Source organism: Streptomyces sp. Ru62, from assembly GCF_002920615.1.
Taxonomy (GTDB): domain Bacteria; phylum Actinomycetota; class Actinomycetes; order Streptomycetales; family Streptomycetaceae; genus Streptomyces.
Window position 1 is genome coordinate 74,657 of sequence record NZ_PQSU01000020.1, and the last position, 19,057, is coordinate 93,713.

Below are 19,057 nucleotides of genomic sequence, written 5' to 3' on the forward strand. Positions count from 1 at the left end.
CAAGCCCCACGCACGCAAGACCTACGGTACGTAAGACCACGAGAGACCTCTGAGGGAGAACGCGATGAGCGCACCCGACGGCAGCCCGGTCGGCGCCGAACGCAGCATCGGCCAGCTGTTCGCCTCGGCGACGACCGAATTGTCGGCGCTGGTGCACGACGAGATCGCGCTGGCCAAGGCCCAGCTCAAGCAGGACGTGAAGCGCGGCGCGGTCAGCGGCGGCGCCTTCTCGATGGCGGGCGCGGTACTGGTGTTCTCCCTGCCGATGCTCAACTTCGCACTGGCCTACGGCATTCGCACCTGGAGCCACTGGAACCTGGCGATCTGCTTCGTGCTGTCCTTCGCGGCCAACGTGCTGGTCGCCGGCCTTCTCGCGCTCATCGGCACGGTGTTCGCGAAGAAGGCCAAGAAGGGCAAGGGCCCGCAGAAGGTGGCGGCCTCGATGAAGCAGTCGGCGGGCGTCCTGCAGAACGCCAAGCCGCACCCGCGTCCGGAGCTGCCCGAGGACCGGGCTCCCGCGGCCATCGAGGCTGTGGCACGCTCGTCGTCATGACGGACCCCGCCGCTCCCTCGGCCGTACGGATCGAAGGTCCCTGGAGTCACAGGGACGTCGCCGCGAACGGCGCCCGCTTCCACATCGCCGAGCTCGGCGACGGCCCGCTGGTCCTGCTCCTGCACGGCTTCCCGCAGTTCTGGTGGACGTGGCGGCACCAGCTGACCGCGCTCGCGGACGCCGGCTACCGGGCGGTGGCGATGGACCTGCGGGGCGTCGGCGGCAGCGACCGTACGCCCCGCGGGTACGACCCGGCCAACCTCGCGCTGGACGTCACCGGGGTGATCCGGTCCCTCGGCGAGCCGGACGCCGCGCTGGTCGGCCACGACCTCGGCGGTTATCTGGCGTGGACGGCGGCGGCCATGCGGCCCAAGCTCGTGCGGCGCCTGGCCGTGGCGTCCATGCCGCATCCGCGGCGCTGGCGCGCGGCGATGCTGCGGGACGCCCGCCAGACGGCCGCCAACTCCTACATCTGGGGGTTCCAGCGGCCCTGGATCCCGGAGCGCCAACTGACCGCCGACGGGGGCGCGCTGGCGGGCCGGCTGATCCGGGACTGGTCCGGACCGCGACTGCCGGAGGACACGGCCGTGGAGACGTACCAGCGGGCCATGTGCATCCCGTCGACCGCGCACTGCGCGATCGAGCCGTACCGCTGGCTGGTGCGTTCGCTGGCCCGGCCGGACGGCGTGCAGTTCTATCGCCGGATGAAGCGGCCCGTACGGGTGCCGACGCTGCATCTGCACGGCTCGCTGGACCCGGTGACCCGGACGCGCAGCGCGGCCGGTTCGGGCGAGTACGTCGAAGCGCCGTACCGCTGGCGCCTGTTCGACGGGCTCGGCCACTTCCCGCACGAGGAGGACCCCGCGGCGTTCTCCACCGAACTGATCAACTGGCTCAAGGATCCCGAGCCCGACCGATGAGGCGTCAGGCGCCCGTCCGGTGACCGTGCGGTGAAGGTTCGATGCGTGGAGTATCCGATTTCCTGAACAGTTGTCCCCCGAACGGCCACATGCCTGCCGCATAGGCCAATTGGGGGGCGCACAAGCGGTTATCGACCTTGGGGCGGGGGCACACGTCGGGGTATGGGCTGGACGCACGACTACAGTGACGCACCCCGCAACCGCCGCTCGGCCACGGGCCTGAGCACGCCTCAGCGAGGCGCCCCGCAACTCGCGGAAGCGGACCTCCGGGTGGGGATCCCACGCATCCTGCGCCGCCGGGCCCGCTGGGTCTCGGTGCGCCTGCGTCACCCGCGGGGCTGAACGCTCCGCGTCGCCCTACAGGGCGCAGCTGTCCGTACCCACCTGCTCGTTCGCCGTACGCCCCCGCTCGATGTCGGCCTGGATCTCGTCCGCCGTCAGGGCGTAGCCGGTGTCCGCGTCGTCGAGGGACTTGGCGAACACCACGCCGTACACCTTGCCGTCCGGGGTGAGCAGCGGGCCACCGGAGTTGCCCTGGCGGACGGTGGCGTACAGGGAGTAGACGTCGCGGCGGACCGTGCCGCGGTGGTAGATGTCGGGGCCGTTGGCCGTGATGCGCCCGCGCACGCGCGCGGCGCGCACGTCGTACGAGCCGTTCTCCGGGAAGCCCGCGACGATCGCGCCGTCGCCCCCGGCCGCGTCCCGCGAGGTGAACCGCAGGGCGGTCGCCTTCAGGTCCGGTACGTCGAGTACGGCGATGTCGCGCTTCCAGTCGTACAGGACGACCTTCGCGTCGTACCTGCGGCCCTCTCCGCCTATCTGCACGCGCGGCGCGTCGACCCCGCCGACGACGTGTGCGTTGGTCATGACACGGCGGTCGGCGAAGACGAAGCCGCTGCCCTCCAGGACCTTTCCGCAGCTCTGGGCGGTGCCGGTGACCTTGACGATGGAGCGCTGGGCGTGGAAGGCGACCGGGCTGCTCTCCAGGGCCGGGTCGGGCGGCTGCACGTCCTTGATCGGCTCGTTGGCGAACGGGCTGAAGACCTGGGGGAAGCCGTTCTGCGCGAGCACGGAGGAGAAGTCCGCGAACCAGGTGTCGGCCTGCGCGGGCAGCGCCCGGGAGACCCCGAGGAGCACCTTGGAGCCGCGCACCTCCCTGCCGAGGGTCGGCAGGGTCGTACCGGCCAGGGCGGATCCGATCAGCCAGGCGACCAGGAGCATCGCGACGACGTTGACGAGGGCGCCGCCGGTGGCGTCCAGGGCGCGCGCCGGGGACCAGGTGATGTGCCGGCGCAGCTTGTTGCCGAGGTGGGTGGTCAGGGCCTGGCCCACGGAGGCGCAGACGATCACGACGACCACGGCGACGACGGCGGCGGTGGTGCCGACCTCCGCCTTGCCGGTCACGGCGTCCCAGATGACGGGCAGCGTGTACACGGCGACCAGGCCGCCGCCCAGGAACCCGATCACCGACAGGATGCCGACGACGAAGCCCTGGCGGTAGCCCACCACCGCGAACCACACGGCCGCGACCAGCAGCAGGATGTCCAGCACGTTCACGGGGATCACCCTGTCATGCGTGCCAGTCGAGCGGGACCTGCTTAGTGCGGTCCCAGGGGCGCTCCCAGCCCGCGAAGTGCAGCAGGCGGTCGATCACCCCGGCCGTGAAACCCCACACCAGGGCCGATTCGACCAGGAATGCCGGGCCGCTGTGGCCACGGGGGTGGACGGCGGTGGCGCGGTGGGCGGGGTCCGTGAGATCCGCCACGGGGACGGTGAAGACCCGCGCGGTCTCGTTCGGGTCCACGACGCCGACCGGGCTGGGCTTGCGCCACCAGCCCAGCACGGGGGTGACGACGAAGCCGCTGACCGGGATGTACAGCCTCGGCAGCACACCGAAGAGCTGCACACCGGACGGGTCCAGCCCGGTCTCCTCCTCGGCCTCGCGCAGCGCGGCCCGCAGGGGGCCCTCATCCTGCGGATCGCCGTCCTCCGGATCCAGCGCGCCGCCCGGGAACGACGGCTGTCCGGCGTGGGAGCGCAGCGAGCCCGCGCGCTCCATGAGCAGCAGCTCCGGGCCGCGCTCCCCCTCGCCGAACAGGATCAGCACGGCCGACTGCCGCCCCGAGCCGTTCTCCGGCGGCAGGAACCGGCTCAGCTGGAGCGGCTGGATCGTCTCGGCGGCGCGCACGACGGGCTCAAGCCAGTCCGGCAGCCCTTCCTTGCTGAGCGTCACCGGACCGCCCTGTGTGTCACTTGCCCTCGTCATCGCCACCCCCGTCGTCCTGTCCTCTCCAACGCCCGAGGGGCCCGAGATCGTTCCGTCACGCGGACCCCAGCGGCGGCGCCGGTCTGCCGCCCGCGTCGAGGTAGGCCTGGGGGGGCTTGAGCCGCTGCCCCGGGAAGCCGCCCTTCTCGTACTTCAGCAGCTTCTTCGCCTTCTCCGGGTCGGTCTCGCCCTCGCCGTAGGCCGGGCAGAGCGGGGCGATGGGACAGGCTCCGCAGGCGGGCTTGCGGGCGTGGCAGATACGGCGGCCGTGCCAGATCACGTGGTGGGACAGGTCGGTCCAGTCGCTCTTCGGGAAGAGCGCGCCGACGGCGGCCTCGATCTTGTCGGGGTCGGTCTCGTCGGTCCACTTCCAGCGCCGGACCAGCCGCTGGAAATGGGTGTCCACGGTGATCCCGGGCCGGCCGAAGGCGTTGCCGAGGACGACGAACGCGGTCTTGCGGCCCACGCCGGGCAGCGTGACCAGATCCTCCAGCGTGCCGGGCACCTCGCCGCCGAAGTTCTCGACGAGCGCCTTGGAGAGCCCTATGACCGACTTGGTCTTGGCGCGGAAGAAGCCGCAGGGGCGCAGGATCTCCTCGACCTCCTCCGGGTCGGCGGCGGCGAGGTCCTCGGGGGTGGGGTGCTTGGCGAAGAGCGCCGGGGTGGTCTGGTTGACGCGCAGGTCGGTGGTCTGGGCCGACAGCACGGTGGCGACCAGCAGCTGGAAGGGGTTCTCGAAGTCCAGTTCCGGGTGGGCGTACGGGTACACCTCGGCCAGCTCGCGGTTGATCCGGCGGGCGCGGCGGACCAGGGCGGTGGGGGACTCGCCGGTCGGGGGCGTGACGGCGATCTTCTTGACCGGGGCGGCCTTCCTGGCGGGCTTCTCGACGGACGCGGCCTTCTTCACGACGGCGGTCTTCTTCATGGCCGGGGTCTTCTTGACGGCCGGGGTCTTCTTCGCGGCCTCGGTCTTCTCGGTGGCGGCCGCCTTCTTCGCTGCGGGCGCCTTCTTCGCGGTGGAGGTCTTCTGCGCGGCCGGCGTCTTCTCCGCAGCCGATGTCTTCTTCACGACAGCGGATGCCCTTTTAGCCGATTTGCCTGTTTTATTACTTCCACCGGGATCCTGTTCGCCCACAGCGGAATCATGACGCGCAACCACCCGCCCAGCCCCCTTGCCCTGTGCTCTCACCGGCGATTTGGACACCCGGCCAGCCTAAAGCCCGGCACCGACATCCGCCCCGGAGCCCGCTGAGCGGCCCCCGATCGGACCCCTGACGCTTACCCCGGGACACCTGTGCGGCATCCTTGTGACAGATCACACTGTTTGGACCGTCCGGCAAAATGGGGAACACGGTCCCCTGGCACTCGGGGGAGCAAGATCCCCTGAGCAGGTCGACAAGGAGAGAACTCAGTGGACGACGTTCTGCGGCGCAACCCGCTCTTCGCGGCTCTCGACGACGAGCAGGCCGCGGAGCTTCGCGCCTCCATGAGTGAGGTGACCCTCGCACGCGGCGACTCCCTGTTCCACGAGGGTGACCCCGGGGACCGGCTGTACGTCGTCACCGAGGGCAAGGTCAAGCTGCACCGGACCTCCCCCGACGGCCGCGAGAACATGCTCGCCGTCGTAGGCCCCGGCGAGCTGATCGGCGAGCTGTCGCTGTTCGACCCGGGCCCCCGCACGGCCACCGCGACCGCGCTGACCGAGGTCAAGCTGCTCGGCCTCGGCCACGGCGACCTCCAGCCCTGGCTGAACGCCCGGCCCGAGGTCGCCGGCGCCCTGCTGCGCGCCGTCGCCCGCCGCCTGCGCAAGACCAACGACGCCATGTCCGACCTGGTCTTCTCGGACGTCCCCGGCCGCGTGGCGCGCGCCCTGCTGGACCTCTCCCGCCGCTTCGGCGTGCAGTCCGAGGAGGGCATCCACGTCGTCCACGACCTCACCCAGGAGGAGCTGGCCCAGCTGGTCGGCGCCTCCCGCGAGACCGTGAACAAGGCGCTGGCGGACTTCGCCCAGCGCGGCTGGCTCCGCCTGGAGGCGCGGGCCGTGATCCTGCTGGACGTCGAGCGGCTGGCGAAGCGGTCGCGCTGACGCGGGGCCCCGCCGCCAGAAAACCCGGCTGCCCCGGGTGTGAGCGGACGGCACAGTAGGTCCATGACCGTGCTCCCCGCCCCCGGTGGCGTCGACGCCCAGGGCCGCCTCGTCCGCGAAGGTTCCCTCGCGCGCGTGCGGCCCGCCTTCCGCCCGGTCGTGGCCGCCGTCCGCGACCGGCTGCCGGCCGTCTTCGGCGCACGTCTGCACAGCGCCTACCTCTACGGGTCGATCCCGCGCGGCACCGCGCGCGTGGGGCGCAGCGACCTGGACCTCCTGGTCGCCCTGCACGAGGAGCCGACCGACGCCGACCGGGACGCCGTACGCGTCCTCGGGGAGGCGGTCGACCGGGAGTTCCCGCAGATCGACGGCGTCGGCACGCTGCTCTACGGCCGGGAGCGGCTGCTGAGCGACCTGGAGCGCCATGACATGGGCTGGTTCGTCGCCTGCCTGTGCACCCCGCTGCTCGGCGACGACCTCGCCGCGCACCTGCCCCGCTACCGCCCCGACTCGCTGCTGGCCCGCGAGACCAACGGCGACCTCGCCCGGTGGCTGCCGCGCTGGCGGGAGCGGATCGCGGCGGCGGAGGACACCGAGGAGGCCCGCCGGCCGCTCGTGCGCTTCATGTCCCGGCATCTCGTCCGCACCGCCTTCACGCTCGTCATGCCCCGCTGGCAGGGCTGGACCAGCGATCTGAGGGAGATGGCCGAGGTGTTCGGCGCGTACTACCCGCGGCGGGCCGGTCAGGTGCGGACGGCGGCCGAGTACGGCTACGAACCGGTCGGCGACCCGGACGTCCTGCGGTCGTACGTCGACGACCTGGGCCCCTGGCTCGCGACGGAGTACACGCGCGTGCACGGCGTGAAGGCCCCGCGGCCGGACCAGGCCCCGTCCGTTCCCGGTGTCGCGCGGACTAGATCAGCCCGTGCTCGCTGAGGTAGTCCATCTGGGCCCGGACCGAGAGCTCCGCCGCCGGCCACAGCGAGCGGTCGACGTCGGCGTACACATGGGCGACGACCTGGGCCGGGGTCTCGTAGCCGTTCTCGACCGCGGTCTCCACCTGGGCGAGGCGGTGGGCGCGGTGGGCGAGGTAGAACTCGACGGCGCCCTGGGCGTCGTCGAGGACCGGTCCGTGGCCCGGCAGGACGGTGTGCACGCCGTCGTCCACCGTCAGGGACCGCAGGCGGCGCAGGGAGTCCAGATAGTCGCCGAGCCGGCCGTCGGGGTGCGCCACGACCGTCGTACCGCGCCCGAGGACGGTGTCACCGGTGAGCACCGCCCGGTCGGCGGGGAGGTGGAAGGACAGCGAGTCCGCGGTGTGCCCGGGGGTCGGTACGACCCTCAGCTCCAGGCCGCCGACGGTGATGACGTCTCCGGCGGCCAGACCCTCGTCGCCCAGCCGCAGGCCCGGATCGAGGGCACGCACGCGCGTGGCGGTCAGTTCGGCGAAGCGGACGGCGCCCTCGGCGTGGTCGGGATGGCCGTGGGTGAGCAGGGTCAGGGCTATGCGCTTGCCGGCCTTCTCGGCCGTGTCCACGACGTTGCGCAGGTGACCGTCGTCCAGCGGCCCGGGATCGATCACCACGGCCAGGTCGGAGTCCGGCTCGGCGACGATCCAGGTGTTGGTGCCGTCCAGGGTCATCGCGGAGGCGTTGGGCGCCAGCACGTTGACGGCCCGTTCGGTGGCCGGGCCCGAGAGCACTCCGCCCCGGGGCTGGCCCGGCAGGGCTGCTGCGTCGGTCATGCGGGGCCTCCACCGGTCGTGTCAGCGGTCGTCTCAGCGGGCGTCGGAGCGGTCGGGACGTGCTTGGTGAACTCGTCGTGCCCGGGCCAGGAGAGGACGATCTCGCCGTCCTGGAGGCGGGCCCGGGCGAGCACCGGGGTCATGTCGCGCGCGGGAGCGGCGGCGAGCGCCTCGGCGGCGCTGCGGTACGGCAGGAGCTGGCGCAGCGTGGCGACGGTGGGCGGCATCATCATCAGCAGCTCGCCCTTGTCGTACCCGGCGGCGGCCTCCTCGGGGCGGATCCACACCGTGCGGTCGGCCTCCGTGGAGGCGTTCCGGGTGCGCTGCCCCTCGGGGAGGGCGGCCACGAAGAACCAGGTGTCGTAGCGGCGGGCCTCGAACTCCGGGGTGATCCACCGGGTCCAGGCGCCCAGCAGGTCCGAGCGCAGCACCAGGCCGCGCCGGTCGAGGAACTCGGCGAAGGACAGCTCGCGCGCGACCAGGGCGGCGCGGTCGGCCTCCCAGTCGTCGCCGGTGGTGTCGCCGACGACCGAGTCCGGGTCGGGTCCGGCCAGCAGCACGCCGGCCTCCTCGTAGGTCTCCCGCACGGCCGCGCAGACGATGGCCTGGGCGCCCGCCGCGTCGACGCCGAGCCGTTCGGCCCACCACGCACGCGTGGGGCCCGCCCAGCGGATCTGACGGTCGTCGTCCCGGGGGTCGACACCGCCCCCGGGATACGCGTACGCGCCTCCGGCGAAGGCCATGGAGGCGCGTCTGCGCAGCATGTGGACGACCGGCCCGTCCGGGGTGTCCTTCAGGAGCAGCACCGTGGCCGCGCGCCTCGGGGTCACCGGGGTGAGGGTGCCGTCCGCGAGGGCGCGGATGCGGTCGGGCCACTCCGGGGGGTACCACTGACCGTTCGCCATGGCCGGAGGCTATCCCGTGCAGAGCGAATGTTCGAGAGGTACCCGAGGTCAGCGGGCCTGCCGGGGCGGCCTACCGGTCCAGCTCGACCTGGATCTCCACCTCGACGGGCGCGTCCAGCGGCAGCACCGCGACGCCGACCGCGCTGCGGGCGTGCACGCCCTTGTCACCGAGCACCTCACCGAGCAGTTCGCTGGCGCCGTTGACGACACCGGGCTGCCCGGTGAAGTCGGCCGCCGAGGCGACGAAGCCGACGACCTTCACCACGCGCGCGATGCGGTCCAGGTCGCCGACGACGGACTTCACGGCGGCGAGCGCGTTCAGCGCGCAGGTGCGGGCCAGCTCCTTGGCCTCCTCCGCCGTGACCTCGGCGCCCACCTTGCCGGTGACCGGCAGCTTGCCCTCCACCATCGGCAGCTGGCCGGCGGTGTAGACGTACACCCCCGACCGCACGGCCGGCTGGTACGCGGCCAGCGGCGGTACGACGTCCGGCAGGGCCAGACCCAGTTCGGCCAGCTTGGCCTCGACCGCGCTCACGCGTCCTTCTCCGGCTTCTCCCGCTTCAGGTACGCCACGAGCGACTCCGGGTTGGGCCCGGGCACGACCTGGACGAGTTCGTAGCCCTGGTCGCCCCAGCTGTCCAGGATCTGCTTCGTGGCGTGGATCAGCAGCGGCACGGTCTGGTATTCCCACTTCTTGGTCATGGGGGCGACTGTAGCCGCTGGGAGCGGAGGGTCCGGCGGCCCACCACGGCCCCCGTTATCCACAGCCTCCCGCGTGAGTGTCGCCCGGACTGGTTAGTCTCGAAGATGTGAGCAGGCTCCAGGTCGTCAGCGGCAAGGGCGGGACCGGAAAGACGACGGTCGCCGCCGCACTCGCGCTGGCCCTCGCGACCGAGGGGAAGCGGACGCTTCTCGTGGAGGTCGAGGGCCGGCAGGGCATCGCGCAGCTCTTCGAGACGGAGGCACTTCCGTACGAGGAGCGGAAGATCGCGGTCGCTCCGGGCGGCGGCGAGGTGTACGCCCTCGCCATCGATCCGGAACTGGCCCTTCTGGACTATCTCCAGATGTTCTACAAGCTCGGCGGCGCGGGCCGGGCATTGAAGAAGCTGGGCGCGATCGACTTCGCCACCACCGTCGCGCCCGGTCTCAGAGACGTCCTGCTGACCGGCAAGGCGTGCGAGGCGGTGCGCCGCAAGGACAGGTCGGGGAGATTCGTCTACGACTACGTCGTCATGGACGCCCCGCCGACCGGCCGCATCACCCGCTTCCTGAACGTCAACGACGAGGTGGCGGGCCTCGCGAAGATCGGCCCGATACACAATCAGGCACAGGCCGTGATGAGGGTGCTGAAGTCGCCGGAGACGGCCGTGCACCTGGTGACCCTGCTGGAGGAGATGCCGGTCCAGGAGACCGCCGACGGCATCGCCGAGCTCCGCGCGGCGCGGCTGCCGGTGGGCCGGGTCATCGTGAACATGGTCCGGCCGGAGGTGTTGGACGCGGCCGATCTGGAACTCGTACGGACCGTGGAGCGTTCATCGGTCGCACAGGCGCTCTCGGCGGCCGGTCTGGGCGGGGCCCGGCGCGGCGGGAACGCCGAGAAGCTGGTGGACCCGCTGCTGGAGCAGGCCGCGGAGTACGCCGAGCGGTACGCGCTGGAGCAGGAGCAGCGCGCGGTCCTCGGCGAGCTGGACCTGCCGCTGCACGAACTGCCGCTGCTCGCCGAGGGCATGGACCTCGCGGGCCTGTACGAACTCGCCACCGAGCTGCGGAAGCAGGGGTTGTCATGAGTCCGGACCCGGCCGAGGCGCAGGACGCCGCCCCCCACCAGGACGCGGCACGCTCGCGGCTCTCCCCCGCGCGCGTGCTGGACATCGATCCGCTGCTCGACGACCCGAAGACCCGGATCGTGGTGTGCTGCGGCGCGGGCGGGGTCGGCAAGACGACGACCGCGGCCGCCCTCGGGCTCCGGGCGGCCGAACGGGGCCGCAAGGTCGTCGTGCTGACCATCGACCCGGCCAGGCGGCTGGCCCAGTCGATGGGCATCGACTCCCTGGACAACGTGCCGCGCAGGGTGAAGGGCACGGAGGGTGACGGCGAGCTGCACGCCATGATGCTCGACATGAAGCGCACCTTCGACGAGGTCGTGGAGGCGCACGCGGACCGGGAGCGGGCGGCCGCGATCCTGGCGAACCCCTTCTACCAGTCGCTCTCGGCGGGCTTCGCGGGCACGCAGGAGTACATGGCGATGGAGAAGCTGGGCCAGCTGCGGGCCAGGGACGAGTGGGACCTGATCGTGGTCGACACCCCGCCCTCCCGCTCGGCACTGGACTTCCTGGACGCGCCCAAGCGGCTCGGCTCCTTCCTGGACGGCCGGCTCATCCGGCTGCTGACCGCCCCCGCCAAGCTGGGCGGCCGCGCGGGGATGGCCTTCCTCAACGTCGGCATGTCGATGATGACCGGCACGCTGGGCAAGCTGCTGGGCGGTCAGCTGCTGAAGGACGTGCAGACGTTCGTCGCCGCGATGGACACCACCTTCGGTGGCTTCCGCACGCGCGCGGACGCCACCTACAAGCTGCTCCAGGCACCCGGCACGGCGTTCCTGGTGGTGGCGGCACCGGAGCGGGACGCCCTGCGCGAAGCCGCGTACTTCGTGGAGCGGCTGGCCGCGGAGGACATGCCGCTGATGGGCCTGGTGCTCAACCGGGTCCATGGCAGCGGGGCCGGACGGCTGTCGGCCGAGCGGGCGCTCGCAGCTGCGGAAAATCTTGAGGACCCCCGCATTGTCGATCAGGGGGACGGGAAAGCTGGACTTCGTAACTCTCCCGATACGTACGGCAGTTCACGAACTCCCGCAGCCGAGGCAGCGGCTCGTCCCGCGGCCGAGACCGCAGCACAACCGCCAGCTGAGACCACAGCACAACCGGCAGCCGAGGCCGCAGCACAACCCGCGGCCGAGACCGCGGCCGAGACCGCAGCCACCGCTTCCGAGGAAGGCTCCCCCGCCGACACGGAGCGCTCCGTCGACCGGCTCACCGCGGGACTGCTGAGGTTGCACGCCGACCGCATGCAGCTGCTCTCGCGTGAGCAGCGCACGCGTGACCGTTTCACCGCCCGCCACCCCGAGGTGGCGGTGGTCGAGGTACCCGCGCTGCCCGGCGACGTCCACGACCTCACGGGCCTGCGCGACATCGGTGACCGCCTGGCGGCCGGACGACCGGAACACACGTAGGGCGAACGCCCGTGGACCAGGAGGAAGATGGGCGGGACCACAAGTACGCGGCGGACCCGCAGGACGCGGCGGACCACGGGAACGGCGGTCACGCGCCCTCACACGCGCCGGGCTTCGCACACACGCGCACGCGAATGATGCACGCGGGCGGCTGCTGAAGCGGTCCCCCTGGACCGTGTGCCCGTCGGGCATACATGGGGCATATACCCAAGGGACATGTGCCCGGCACCGGACCATGCGCCCGCGATGTGCTCCAGAGCGCGCCTGAGGGTGACACCTCGGAAGGGGTGCCCCCAGAGGGGGCCCTCAGGGCGGGCGTCCTCAGGGGGCGCTCTCAGCTCACCGCCGCGTAGTTCTCGTACACCTCGTCGTTGTCGAGGGGCACGATTCCCGCGCCCCGCTCGTACTCCGAGCGGGCGGTTTCCAGCAGTCTCCGCCAGGAGGTCACGGTGGGCCGCCGGCGCAGCAGTGCGCGGCGCTCACGCTCCGTCATGCCTCCCCACACGCCGAACTCGACGCGGTTGTCCAGCGCGTCCGCCAGGCACTCCGTGCGTACCGGGCATCCGGTGCACACCGCCTTGGCCCTGTTCTGCGCTGCTCCCTGAACGAACAGTTCATCCGGATCGGTAGTGCGGCAGGCAGCCTGCGCACTCCAGTCGGTTACCCAGCCCATACCGGCGCCGTCCTCTCCCGAATCGAGGCTCCCCCACGGCGGCAGCGGCATATTCACCGCCGCCAGTTGAGGACGTTACGGAAGGTGGAGACAGCGCAACACCCCCTGCGGGCCCAATCTTGAATGGCCCGAACGGACTATGGGTAAGCGGCAGATCACCCGCGGGAGTGAGCTGGCGACATGCGTGACCATCACGGCAAACCGGGACAGTCGTGGTACGTCACATCGGGCGCCGGATGACACACGAGGCGGAATCGGGCTCGCCCTTCTCAGGGAACGGGCCCGTCCCTGGGAATCTCGGGCTACGTCCGGAACGATTCGGGTTCGCCGGACGTATAGCTAGGTGACCGCTCAGCTGTGACAGTTGAGAGCAGCTTAGGCCAAGGCCTGCGCGCGTGTCCGGCGAATGGGAACGTAGACCCCCCGCTTTGCCGTGCCGTGATGCGGTCGCTCCTTCGGAACGCTCAACAGTACGGATTAGGCTGCCCCCATGCCAAAGAAGCGCCCGGGCGGCGGTCTGTCGCCCATGCAGCAGGCCGCCAAGTTCCTCGGTGTCAGTGTGCTAGCCGGAGCCGTGATGGCGGGCATCGCGCTGCCCGCTGCCGGCGCGCTCGGTCTCGCCGCCAAGGGCTCGGTCCAGGGCTTCGACGAGATCCCGGCCAACCTGAAGAGCCCCCAGCTGAGCCAGCGCACGACGATCCTGGACAACCAGGGCAAACAGATCGCGACCGTCTACTCCCGCGACCGTACGGTGGTCGACCTCAAGGACATCTCGCCGTACATGCAGAAGGCGATCGTCGCGATCGAGGACTCGCGCTTCTACAAGCACGGCGCCGTCGACCTCAAGGGCGTCCTGCGCGCCCTGAACAAGAACGCGCAGGAGGGCGGGGTCGCCCAGGGTGCCTCCACGCTCACCCAGCAGCTGGTGAAGAACTACTTCATCGAGGAGGCCGGTGACGACCCGACGAAGGTCGCCGAGGCCACCCAGCAGACCCTGGGCCGCAAGATCCGCGAGCTGAAGTACGCGATCCAGATCGAGGACAAGCTCGGCAAGAAGAAGATCCTCGAGAACTACCTGAACATCACCTTCTTCGGCGAGCAGGCCTACGGCGTCGAGGCCGCCTCCCAGCGCTACTTCTCCAAGCACGCCAAGGACCTGAACCTCCAGGAGTCGGCCCTGCTGGCCGGCATCGTGCAGTCCCCGAGCCGCTACGACCCGGTGAACGACGAGGCGGAGGCGACCAAGCGGCGCAACACCGTCCTGCAGCGCATGGCGGAGGTCGGCGACATCTCCCAGAAGGAGGCCGACCAGGCCAAGGAGAAGCCCCTCGGCCTGCACACCAGCCGCCCCAAGAACGGCTGCATCACCGCGGTGAAGGGCGCCGGCTTCTTCTGTGACTACGTCCGCCAGGTCGTCCTCACCGACCCGGTCTTCGGCGAGACCAAGGAGGCCCGGGCCAAGCTCTGGAACCGGGGCGGCCTGACGATCCGTACGACGCTCGACCCGCAGGCCCAGCGGTCCGCGCAGGCGTCCATCAAGGACCACGTCTACAAGAGCGACGCGGTGGCGACCGCCGCGACCATCGTCGAGCCCGGCACCGGCAAGATCCTCGCCATGGGCCAGTCCCGCCCGTACGGCGTCAACGTCAAGAACGACGAGACGACGATCAACCTGTCCGTCAACGGGGACATGGGCGGGGGCGCCGGCTACCAGCCCGGCTCCACGTTCAAGCCGATCGTCGCCGCGGCGGCCATCGAGGGGGGCAAGCCCCCGACGCAGGAGTACTCGTCGCCGTACGAGATGACGTACCCGAGCCCGGTCTCGGCGTGCGACGGCAAGACCTGGCGCGACGACCCGAACAAGCCCACCAAGCTGACCAACGAGAACGAGTCCGAGCGCGGCCCGTACGCCATGAAGGAGGCGACCGCCAAGTCGGTCAACACCTACTACGTACAGCTGATCAGCGACATCGGCATCTGCCCGGTCATCGACATGGCCAAGAAGATGGGCGTGCAGCGCGCGGACGGCCGCACGATCCAGCAGGCCCCCTCCATCGCGCTCGGCACCCAGGAGATGTCCCCGCTGACGATGGCGAACGCGTACGCCACCTTCGCGTCGCGCGGGATGTACTGCACCCCGATCGCCATCGAGTCGGTCACCAAGAAGGTCGGCAGCGAGCGGAAGTCCCTGCCGGTGCCGAAGTCGACCTGCTCGCGGGCGATGTCGGAGAACACCGCCGACACGGTCAGCACGCTCCTCAAGGGCGTGGTCGAGGACGGCACGGGTCAGGAGGCCGGTCTCGGCAGCCGCCCGAGCGCGGGCAAGACGGGTACGACGGACGAGCGCTTCGCGGCCTGGTTCGTCGGCTACACCCCGAACATGGCGGGCGCGGTCTGGGTCGGCGACCCGCAGCACAAGCGGAAGATGACCAACATCACCATCGGCGGCGTCCCGCACGACAAGGTCTACGGCGGTGAGGTCCCGGGCCCGATCTGGCGCGACATGATGAGCGGCGCGCTGGAGGACAAGCCCGTCGAGGACTTCCATCTGATCGACATCCCCGACGACAGCCACGAGGGTGATGATCCGGGAAAAGGCGACGGGGGGACGGAGGACGGCAACAACGGGGACACGACGGGACGGCTGATCGGCGGACTGATCGGCGGCCCGACGGACGGGGGAGCGACGGACGGCACCACGGGTGACGCGACCGGCGGCACCCTCGGCGGCACGTTCCCGACGCCGACCATCTCCATCCCCGGCAACTTCATCCAGGGCCAGGTGAACGGCGGGAACAACGGGCACGGGAACGGGGGCGGGCGAAGGTAGCGCGTAGCCCCTCGCCGGGTACGACTGCGGGGCCGCACCTCTGTCAGGGGTGCGGCCCCGCTGTCATGAACGGGAGGCCGTAAAGAGGGGAGCCTCTGAAGAGGGGCCCCCTTCGCTCTTCGGCCCTGTGTCTCAGCCCTGGAGCAGCTTCTTCACCGCGGCGGCGACCCGGCCGCCCTCCGCCTGGCCGGCCACCTTCGGGTTCACGATCTTCATGACGGCGCCCATCGCCCGCGGCCCCTCGGCACCGGCCGCCTTCGCCTCCTCCACGGCCTGGGCGACGATCGCGTTCAGCTCCTCGTCGGACAGCTGCTTGGGCAGGTACCCGGCGAGCACCTCGCCCTCGGCCTTCTCCCGCTCGGCCTGCTCGGCACGGCCGCCCTGTGCGAAGGCGTCGGCGGCCTCACGGCGCTTCTTGGCCTCACGGGTGATCACCTTCAGCACCTCGTCGTCGGAGAGCTCACGCTTCTCCTTCCCCGCGACCTCCTCCTTGGTGATCGCGGCGAGCGTCAGCCGGAGGGTCGAGGAGCGGAGCTCGTCGCGCGCCTTGATCGCGGCGTTGAGGTCGTCGTGCAGCTTCGACTTGAGCGTGGTGGTCATGGCCCGATTGTCGCAGGTGCACCGCCCGGCACGCCCGCCGATTTACCGGGCGGCCGGTCTCACCACGGCCAACGCGTCTGACACGATGGGCACATGCGCGCGCGATACGGAATCCCCCTGGGAATCGTGGCGGCCGGCGCCGCCGGCCTGGTCTATGCGGCGGGCTTCGAGGCCCGTTCCTTCCGCCTCCGACGGGTCACCGTCCCCGTCCTCCCCCCGGGCATGCGCCCGCTGCGCGTGCTACAGGTCTCCGACATCCACATGGTGAGCGGGCAGCGCAAGAAGCAGCGCTGGCTGCAGTCGCTGGCCGGGCTGCGCCCCGACTTCGTGATCAACACAGGCGACAACCTGTCGGACCCCGAGGGCGTCCCCGAGGTCCTGGACGCCCTGGGCCCGCTGATGGAGTTCCCGGGCGCGTACGTCTTCGGCTCCAACGACTACTACGGCCCAAGGCTCCGCAACCCCGCCCGCTACCTGCTGGAGAAGACGAGCGGCAAGCACGGCCTGAACGGCAACCCGCCGGTGGTCGGTGCGATCCACAACCCGTGGCAGGACCTGCGGGACGGCTTCGACGAGGCGGGCTGGCTGAACCTGACGAACACGCGGGGCGTCCTGAAGGTCGAGGGCGTCTCGATCGAGCTGACCGGCCTGGACGACCCGCACATCAAGCGCGATCGTTACGCCCAGGTGGCCGGCGGTCCGTCCGGGTCGTACGACTTCTCGCTCGGCGTGGTCCACGCGCCGTACCTGCGCGTCCTGGACGCGTTCACGGCGGACGCCTATCCCCTGATCCTGGCCGGCCACACCCACGGCGGCCAGCTGTGCATCCCCTTCTACGGCGCCCTGGTCACCAACTGCGACCTGGACACGGACCGCGTGAAGGGCCTCTCCACGCACACGGCGGAGGGCCACACCTCCTACCTCCACGTCTCGGCGGGCTGCGGCACCAGCCGCTACACCCCGGTCCGCTTCGCCTGCCCACCGGAGGCGACGCTGCTGACGTTGGTGGGAAGGGAGTAAGAGGCTGGGGGAGGTGGCCAGGAAGCGAGCAGTAAAGGGGAGCGGATGAGGCAACTGTCCCCACACATTCCCTCCCCGCCCTCCCACCCTCCCCCATCCGGACGAGTCCACATGGCCGCCTCCCTCCCCCGCTCCTAGCGTGAGGGCATGACCGCCCCGATACCCAGGGAGATCCCGGACCTGCCCGCGGTCCCGGCTCCACCCCTGCTGCTGCCCGCCCCGGTCCCGGCCACGGCGGTGGTGGCCCCGGTCCGCCGCCCCCGGGCGGCGGTGTTCCGCCTCATGACCGCCGTGACGGCGGCGGCAGGCGTCGCGCTGGAACTCCTGCTGGGCACCCCGGCCGACATGCTGAGCTACTTCAGCGTCCAGGCCGGCATCCTGCTGACCTTGGTGATGCTCCTGTCCGCGTCGAGGGCCTGGAGGGCCCGCCGCCCGCTCCCGTCGGCCGTGACAGGCGCCACACTCCTCTACGTCCTGACCTCGGCCCTGGTCTACCACCTGCTCCTGGCCCACACGACGCCCCCGTTCTCCATGACCGGAGCGACGGCACCCCCGGAGCGCTGGCACGCCCAGTGGGCAGCTCTCCAGGTCCTCCACCTCCTGACCCCGGTGGCGGCCCTGCTGGACTGGCTCCTCCTGACCCCCGCGGCCCGCCTGCACCTCCGCCAGACCGCGGCCTGGCTCCTCTACCCCCTGGCCTACCTGGTCTTCTCCCTCACGAGGCCCGCGTTCCTGCCGCCGACCAGCCCGTCCCGGTACCTCTATCCCTTCCTGGACGTGGCGACCCACGGCTACCGCAGCACCCTGGCCAACGCCCTCCTCATCGGCCTCGCGATCTACGCCTTGGCCGTCCTCCTGGTAGCCCTCGACCACACCCGCCCGACCCCCGTCCGCCACCCCGCCTGAAACCGGATTTCGTCTACAGCCACCGGTGGGCTAAAGTAAACGTCGTCGCCGCGAGAAGCAGTGACACCGGGGTGTAGCGCAGCTTGGCAGCGCGCTTCGTTCGGGACGAAGAGGTCGTGGGTTCAAATCCCGCCACCCCGACGCCGTAGTACCAGGTCAGGCTCACATAGGAACGTTCCTATGTGAGCCTGATTTGTTTTGCGTGTCTATCTGCGTGACTGACACTTTCCGCGTGCCTACGACCGCCGCCTCTGGACGCCGAAGATGCCGTCCATGACCACGGCACCGGTCTGGATAACGGGCCGGATCTGCTTCCGATACACCTCCTCGGTCACGGCGGTCCCGGAGTGGCCGACGAGCCGCGAGATCTCCTCCAGCGGAACACCCCGGTCGGACAGCAGGGACACGAAGCTGTGCCGCAGCTCCCGCGGCGTCCACTCGTCCGGGTTGATCCCGTCGATGCCCTTGAGCGCTTGGCGGAAGGCACGGCGGACGTTGGCGGCATCGAGAGGCTTGCCCACGGCCGAGGAGAAGACGAGGCCGTGTTCCTCCCACGCGTCGTCAGCGGCGAGCCGATCCCACCCCTGATCCTCGAACTGCTGCCAGAGTCTGCCGGTCCACGCGGGCGGCGACAGCCCGACCGACAGCCTCGGGCGTCGACCGGAGTGCACTCTCGAAGACGTGCCGGGCGTACTCCGCGCTCTGCAACATGGCCGGCAGAACCACACACTGGAAGGAGCGCACCAGCCGCGCGGACCGGACCGCTTCATCAACCGTCGCACCGGCCCCCGTGGAGTCGTCCGCGGTGGAACCGGAGTCGGCTGCTGCCATCACGGCGGCCAGGAGGTCGCGTAGCTCGCGACTGGTCGACTCGTTCAAGCCGAGGGCCCGGGACAGCCTGACGAGTACATCGGGGCTGGGAACCATACGACCGGTCTCCACCTTGGACACGGTTGGTTGCCCCACACCAGCACGCTGCGCCAGCACAGCACCGGTCACACCTGCCTCCGTACGAAGCACACGAAGACGCGCTCCCAGCGCCTTCATCAGCTCGCGCCGCTCACTCCCCATGTCCAGGGTTCTACACCACGAGACAGCAAGCGCTGGCACTGCCAGCCGCACTGACAACCAGGGCTTGATCAAGTCTCGTGGGTTTCCAGGTTGTTGTGACAGGCACGGGCTACCACGTGATCACCGGGCTCCAGAAACCACAATGATCACGAAGCCCCTACCTGCCCTTCTCTGCCAACCAACCGGTCACTCCCCAACCAGCCCCACAACACTGGAACTTGAACCGCCCTGTGGAGCTGTGGCCCAGGGAATCG

At 70.7% G+C, this 19,057-nt stretch carries 19 protein-coding genes, 1 tRNA gene and 2 pseudogenes; 11 read left to right on the plus strand and 11 right to left on the minus strand.

Features of this window, described 5'->3' with window-relative positions:
* Positions 1–64: 64 nt before the first annotated feature.
* From C3492_RS26240 to C3492_RS46030, 3 genes are all read left to right on the plus strand, one after another.
* The gene (locus tag C3492_RS26240; protein WP_103814648.1) at positions 65–553 is read left to right on the plus strand and encodes a phage holin family protein; all 489 of its coding nucleotides are present in this window, start codon (positions 65–67) and stop codon (positions 551–553) included.
* A complete protein-coding gene (locus C3492_RS26245) occupies positions 550–1,473 on the plus strand; it encodes an alpha/beta fold hydrolase (protein ID WP_103814650.1) in 924 nt (307 codons plus the stop codon). The genes C3492_RS26240 and C3492_RS26245 overlap by 4 nt, the downstream gene beginning before the upstream one ends.
* Before the next feature lie 162 nt (positions 1,474–1,635).
* A complete protein-coding gene (locus tag C3492_RS46030) occupies positions 1,636–1,815 on the plus strand; it encodes a hypothetical protein (protein ID WP_103814652.1) in 180 nt (59 codons plus the stop codon).
* 15 nt (positions 1,816–1,830) lie between these two features.
* Here C3492_RS46030 and C3492_RS26255 read toward each other — a convergent pair whose 3' ends face one another.
* Genes C3492_RS26255 through nth form a run of 3 tightly spaced genes read right to left on the minus strand, consistent with a single transcriptional unit; the run spans position 1,831 to position 4,808 of the window.
* Entirely contained in the window at positions 1,831–3,030 is a 1,200-nt protein-coding gene (locus C3492_RS26255; protein ID WP_103814817.1) for a MarP family serine protease, read from the minus strand.
* Between the two features lie 13 nt (positions 3,031–3,043).
* On the minus strand, positions 3,044–3,739 hold the full coding sequence (locus tag C3492_RS26260; protein ID WP_103814819.1) for a CoA pyrophosphatase: 696 nt from the start codon (positions 3,737–3,739) through the stop codon (positions 3,044–3,046).
* Between the two features lie 55 nt (positions 3,740–3,794).
* Positions 3,795–4,808 carry an endonuclease III gene (gene nth, locus C3492_RS26265; protein WP_103814654.1) on the minus strand — a complete coding sequence of 338 codons (1,014 nt, stop codon included), beginning with the start codon at positions 4,806–4,808 and terminating at the stop codon, positions 3,795–3,797.
* Positions 4,809–5,150: 342 nt separating this feature from the next.
* Here nth and C3492_RS26270 point away from each other — a divergent pair, with 342 nt between their 5' ends.
* Together C3492_RS26270 and C3492_RS26275 are read left to right on the plus strand one after the other, a co-directional pair.
* A complete protein-coding gene (locus C3492_RS26270; protein ID WP_014674022.1) occupies positions 5,151–5,825 on the plus strand; it encodes a Crp/Fnr family transcriptional regulator in 675 nt (224 codons plus the stop codon).
* Between the two features lie 63 nt (positions 5,826–5,888).
* Positions 5,889–6,761, plus strand: coding sequence for a nucleotidyltransferase domain-containing protein (locus tag C3492_RS26275; RefSeq protein ID WP_103814656.1), 873 nt, complete (start codon positions 5,889–5,891; stop codon positions 6,759–6,761).
* On the opposite strand, the gene C3492_RS26280 is transcribed toward C3492_RS26275, so the two are convergent.
* The 4 genes from C3492_RS26280 to C3492_RS44760 all read right to left on the minus strand — a co-directional run bounded on the left by C3492_RS26280 (position 6,739) and on the right by C3492_RS44760 (position 9,176).
* Positions 6,739–7,569, minus strand: coding sequence for an MBL fold metallo-hydrolase (locus C3492_RS26280; protein ID WP_103814658.1), 831 nt, complete (start codon positions 7,567–7,569; stop codon positions 6,739–6,741). The two genes, C3492_RS26275 and C3492_RS26280, sit on opposite strands and share 23 nt — an antisense overlap.
* A complete protein-coding gene (locus C3492_RS26285; protein WP_103814660.1) occupies positions 7,566–8,474 on the minus strand; it encodes an NUDIX domain-containing protein in 909 nt (302 codons plus the stop codon). The genes C3492_RS26280 and C3492_RS26285 overlap by 4 nt, the downstream gene beginning before the upstream one ends.
* Before the next feature lie 70 nt (positions 8,475–8,544).
* Entirely contained in the window at positions 8,545–9,009 is a 465-nt protein-coding gene (locus C3492_RS26290) for a RidA family protein (RefSeq protein ID WP_103814662.1), read from the minus strand.
* Positions 9,006–9,176, minus strand: a complete 171-nt coding sequence (locus C3492_RS44760) for a hypothetical protein (protein ID WP_165951826.1) — start codon at positions 9,174–9,176, stop codon at positions 9,006–9,008. Before C3492_RS44760 ends, C3492_RS26290 begins: the two co-directional genes overlap by 4 nt.
* Positions 9,177–9,283: 107 nt before the next feature.
* On the opposite strand from C3492_RS44760, the gene C3492_RS26295 reads away from it, so the two are divergent.
* Both C3492_RS26295 and C3492_RS26300 read left to right on the plus strand, forming a co-directional pair.
* Positions 9,284–10,261: an ArsA-related P-loop ATPase gene (locus C3492_RS26295; protein ID WP_103814664.1), complete on the plus strand. Its 978-nt coding sequence runs from the start codon at positions 9,284–9,286 to the stop codon at positions 10,259–10,261.
* On the plus strand, positions 10,258–11,703 hold the full coding sequence (locus C3492_RS26300; protein ID WP_103814666.1) for an ArsA family ATPase: 1,446 nt from the start codon (positions 10,258–10,260) through the stop codon (positions 11,701–11,703). The genes C3492_RS26295 and C3492_RS26300 overlap by 4 nt, the downstream gene beginning before the upstream one ends.
* Before the next feature lie 334 nt (positions 11,704–12,037).
* Here C3492_RS26300 and wblA read toward each other — a convergent pair whose 3' ends face one another.
* Entirely contained in the window at positions 12,038–12,376 is a 339-nt protein-coding gene (gene wblA / locus C3492_RS26305; RefSeq protein ID WP_018547931.1) for a transcriptional regulator WblA, read from the minus strand.
* 490 nt (positions 12,377–12,866) lie between these two features.
* Here wblA and C3492_RS26315 point away from each other — a divergent pair, with 490 nt between their 5' ends.
* Positions 12,867–15,206 (plus strand): transglycosylase domain-containing protein, encoded by a 2,340-nt coding sequence (locus C3492_RS26315; RefSeq protein WP_181140560.1) that lies wholly within the window; start codon positions 12,867–12,869, stop codon positions 15,204–15,206.
* Positions 15,207–15,338: 132 nt separating this feature from the next.
* Here the strand turns inward: C3492_RS26315 and C3492_RS26320 are convergent, their stop codons facing one another.
* Entirely contained in the window at positions 15,339–15,806 is a 468-nt protein-coding gene (locus C3492_RS26320) for a GatB/YqeY domain-containing protein (RefSeq protein ID WP_103814669.1), read from the minus strand.
* Positions 15,807–15,899: 93 nt separating this feature from the next.
* Between C3492_RS26320 and C3492_RS26325 the strand changes: the two genes are divergently transcribed.
* The 3 genes from C3492_RS26325 to C3492_RS26335 all read left to right on the plus strand — a co-directional run bounded on the left by C3492_RS26325 (position 15,900) and on the right by C3492_RS26335 (position 17,873).
* Positions 15,900–16,826, plus strand: coding sequence for a metallophosphoesterase (locus tag C3492_RS26325; RefSeq protein WP_103814670.1), 927 nt, complete (start codon positions 15,900–15,902; stop codon positions 16,824–16,826).
* 147 nt (positions 16,827–16,973) lie between these two features.
* Entirely contained in the window at positions 16,974–17,732 is a 759-nt protein-coding gene (locus tag C3492_RS26330) for a Pr6Pr family membrane protein (protein WP_103814672.1), read from the plus strand.
* Between the two features lie 67 nt (positions 17,733–17,799).
* Positions 17,800–17,873, plus strand: a tRNA-Pro gene (locus tag C3492_RS26335).
* A 95-nt stretch (positions 17,874–17,968) separates the two neighbouring features.
* Here C3492_RS26335 and C3492_RS26340 read toward each other — a convergent pair.
* Positions 17,969–18,343 (minus strand): annotated as a pseudogene (locus C3492_RS26340) (tyrosine-type recombinase/integrase); the annotation flags it as partial.
* Positions 18,336–18,803 (minus strand): annotated as a pseudogene (locus tag C3492_RS26345) (Scr1 family TA system antitoxin-like transcriptional regulator); the annotation flags it as partial. The pseudogenes C3492_RS26340 and C3492_RS26345, both read right to left, overlap by 8 nt.
* Between the last annotated feature and the right edge of the window lie 254 nt (positions 18,804–19,057).

Coding starts and splice junctions, on each gene's coding strand:
- C3492_RS26240 (WP_103814648.1), top strand. CDS start 65: ATGAGCGCACCCGACGGCAGCCCGGTCGGCGCCGAACGCAGCATCGGC.
- C3492_RS26245 (WP_103814650.1), top strand. CDS start 550: ATGACGGACCCCGCCGCTCCCTCGGCCGTACGGATCGAAGGTCCCTGG.
- C3492_RS46030 (WP_103814652.1), top strand. CDS start 1,636: ATGGGCTGGACGCACGACTACAGTGACGCACCCCGCAACCGCCGCTCG.
- C3492_RS26260 (WP_103814819.1), bottom strand. CDS start 3,739: ATGACGAGGGCAAGTGACACACAGGGCGGTCCGGTGACGCTCAGCAAG.
- C3492_RS26275 (WP_103814656.1), top strand. CDS start 5,889: ATGACCGTGCTCCCCGCCCCCGGTGGCGTCGACGCCCAGGGCCGCCTC.
- C3492_RS26280 (WP_103814658.1), bottom strand. CDS start 7,569: ATGACCGACGCAGCAGCCCTGCCGGGCCAGCCCCGGGGCGGAGTGCTC.
- C3492_RS26285 (WP_103814660.1), bottom strand. CDS start 8,474: ATGGCGAACGGTCAGTGGTACCCCCCGGAGTGGCCCGACCGCATCCGC.
- C3492_RS44760 (WP_165951826.1), bottom strand. CDS start 9,176: ATGACCAAGAAGTGGGAATACCAGACCGTGCCGCTGCTGATCCACGCC.
- C3492_RS26300 (WP_103814666.1), top strand. CDS start 10,258: ATGAGTCCGGACCCGGCCGAGGCGCAGGACGCCGCCCCCCACCAGGAC.
- wblA (WP_018547931.1), bottom strand. CDS start 12,376: ATGGGCTGGGTAACCGACTGGAGTGCGCAGGCTGCCTGCCGCACTACC.
- C3492_RS26315 (WP_181140560.1), top strand. CDS start 12,867: ATGCCAAAGAAGCGCCCGGGCGGCGGTCTGTCGCCCATGCAGCAGGCC.
- C3492_RS26320 (WP_103814669.1), bottom strand. CDS start 15,806: ATGACCACCACGCTCAAGTCGAAGCTGCACGACGACCTCAACGCCGCG.
- C3492_RS26325 (WP_103814670.1), top strand. CDS start 15,900: ATGCGCGCGCGATACGGAATCCCCCTGGGAATCGTGGCGGCCGGCGCC.
- C3492_RS26330 (WP_103814672.1), top strand. CDS start 16,974: ATGACCGCCCCGATACCCAGGGAGATCCCGGACCTGCCCGCGGTCCCG.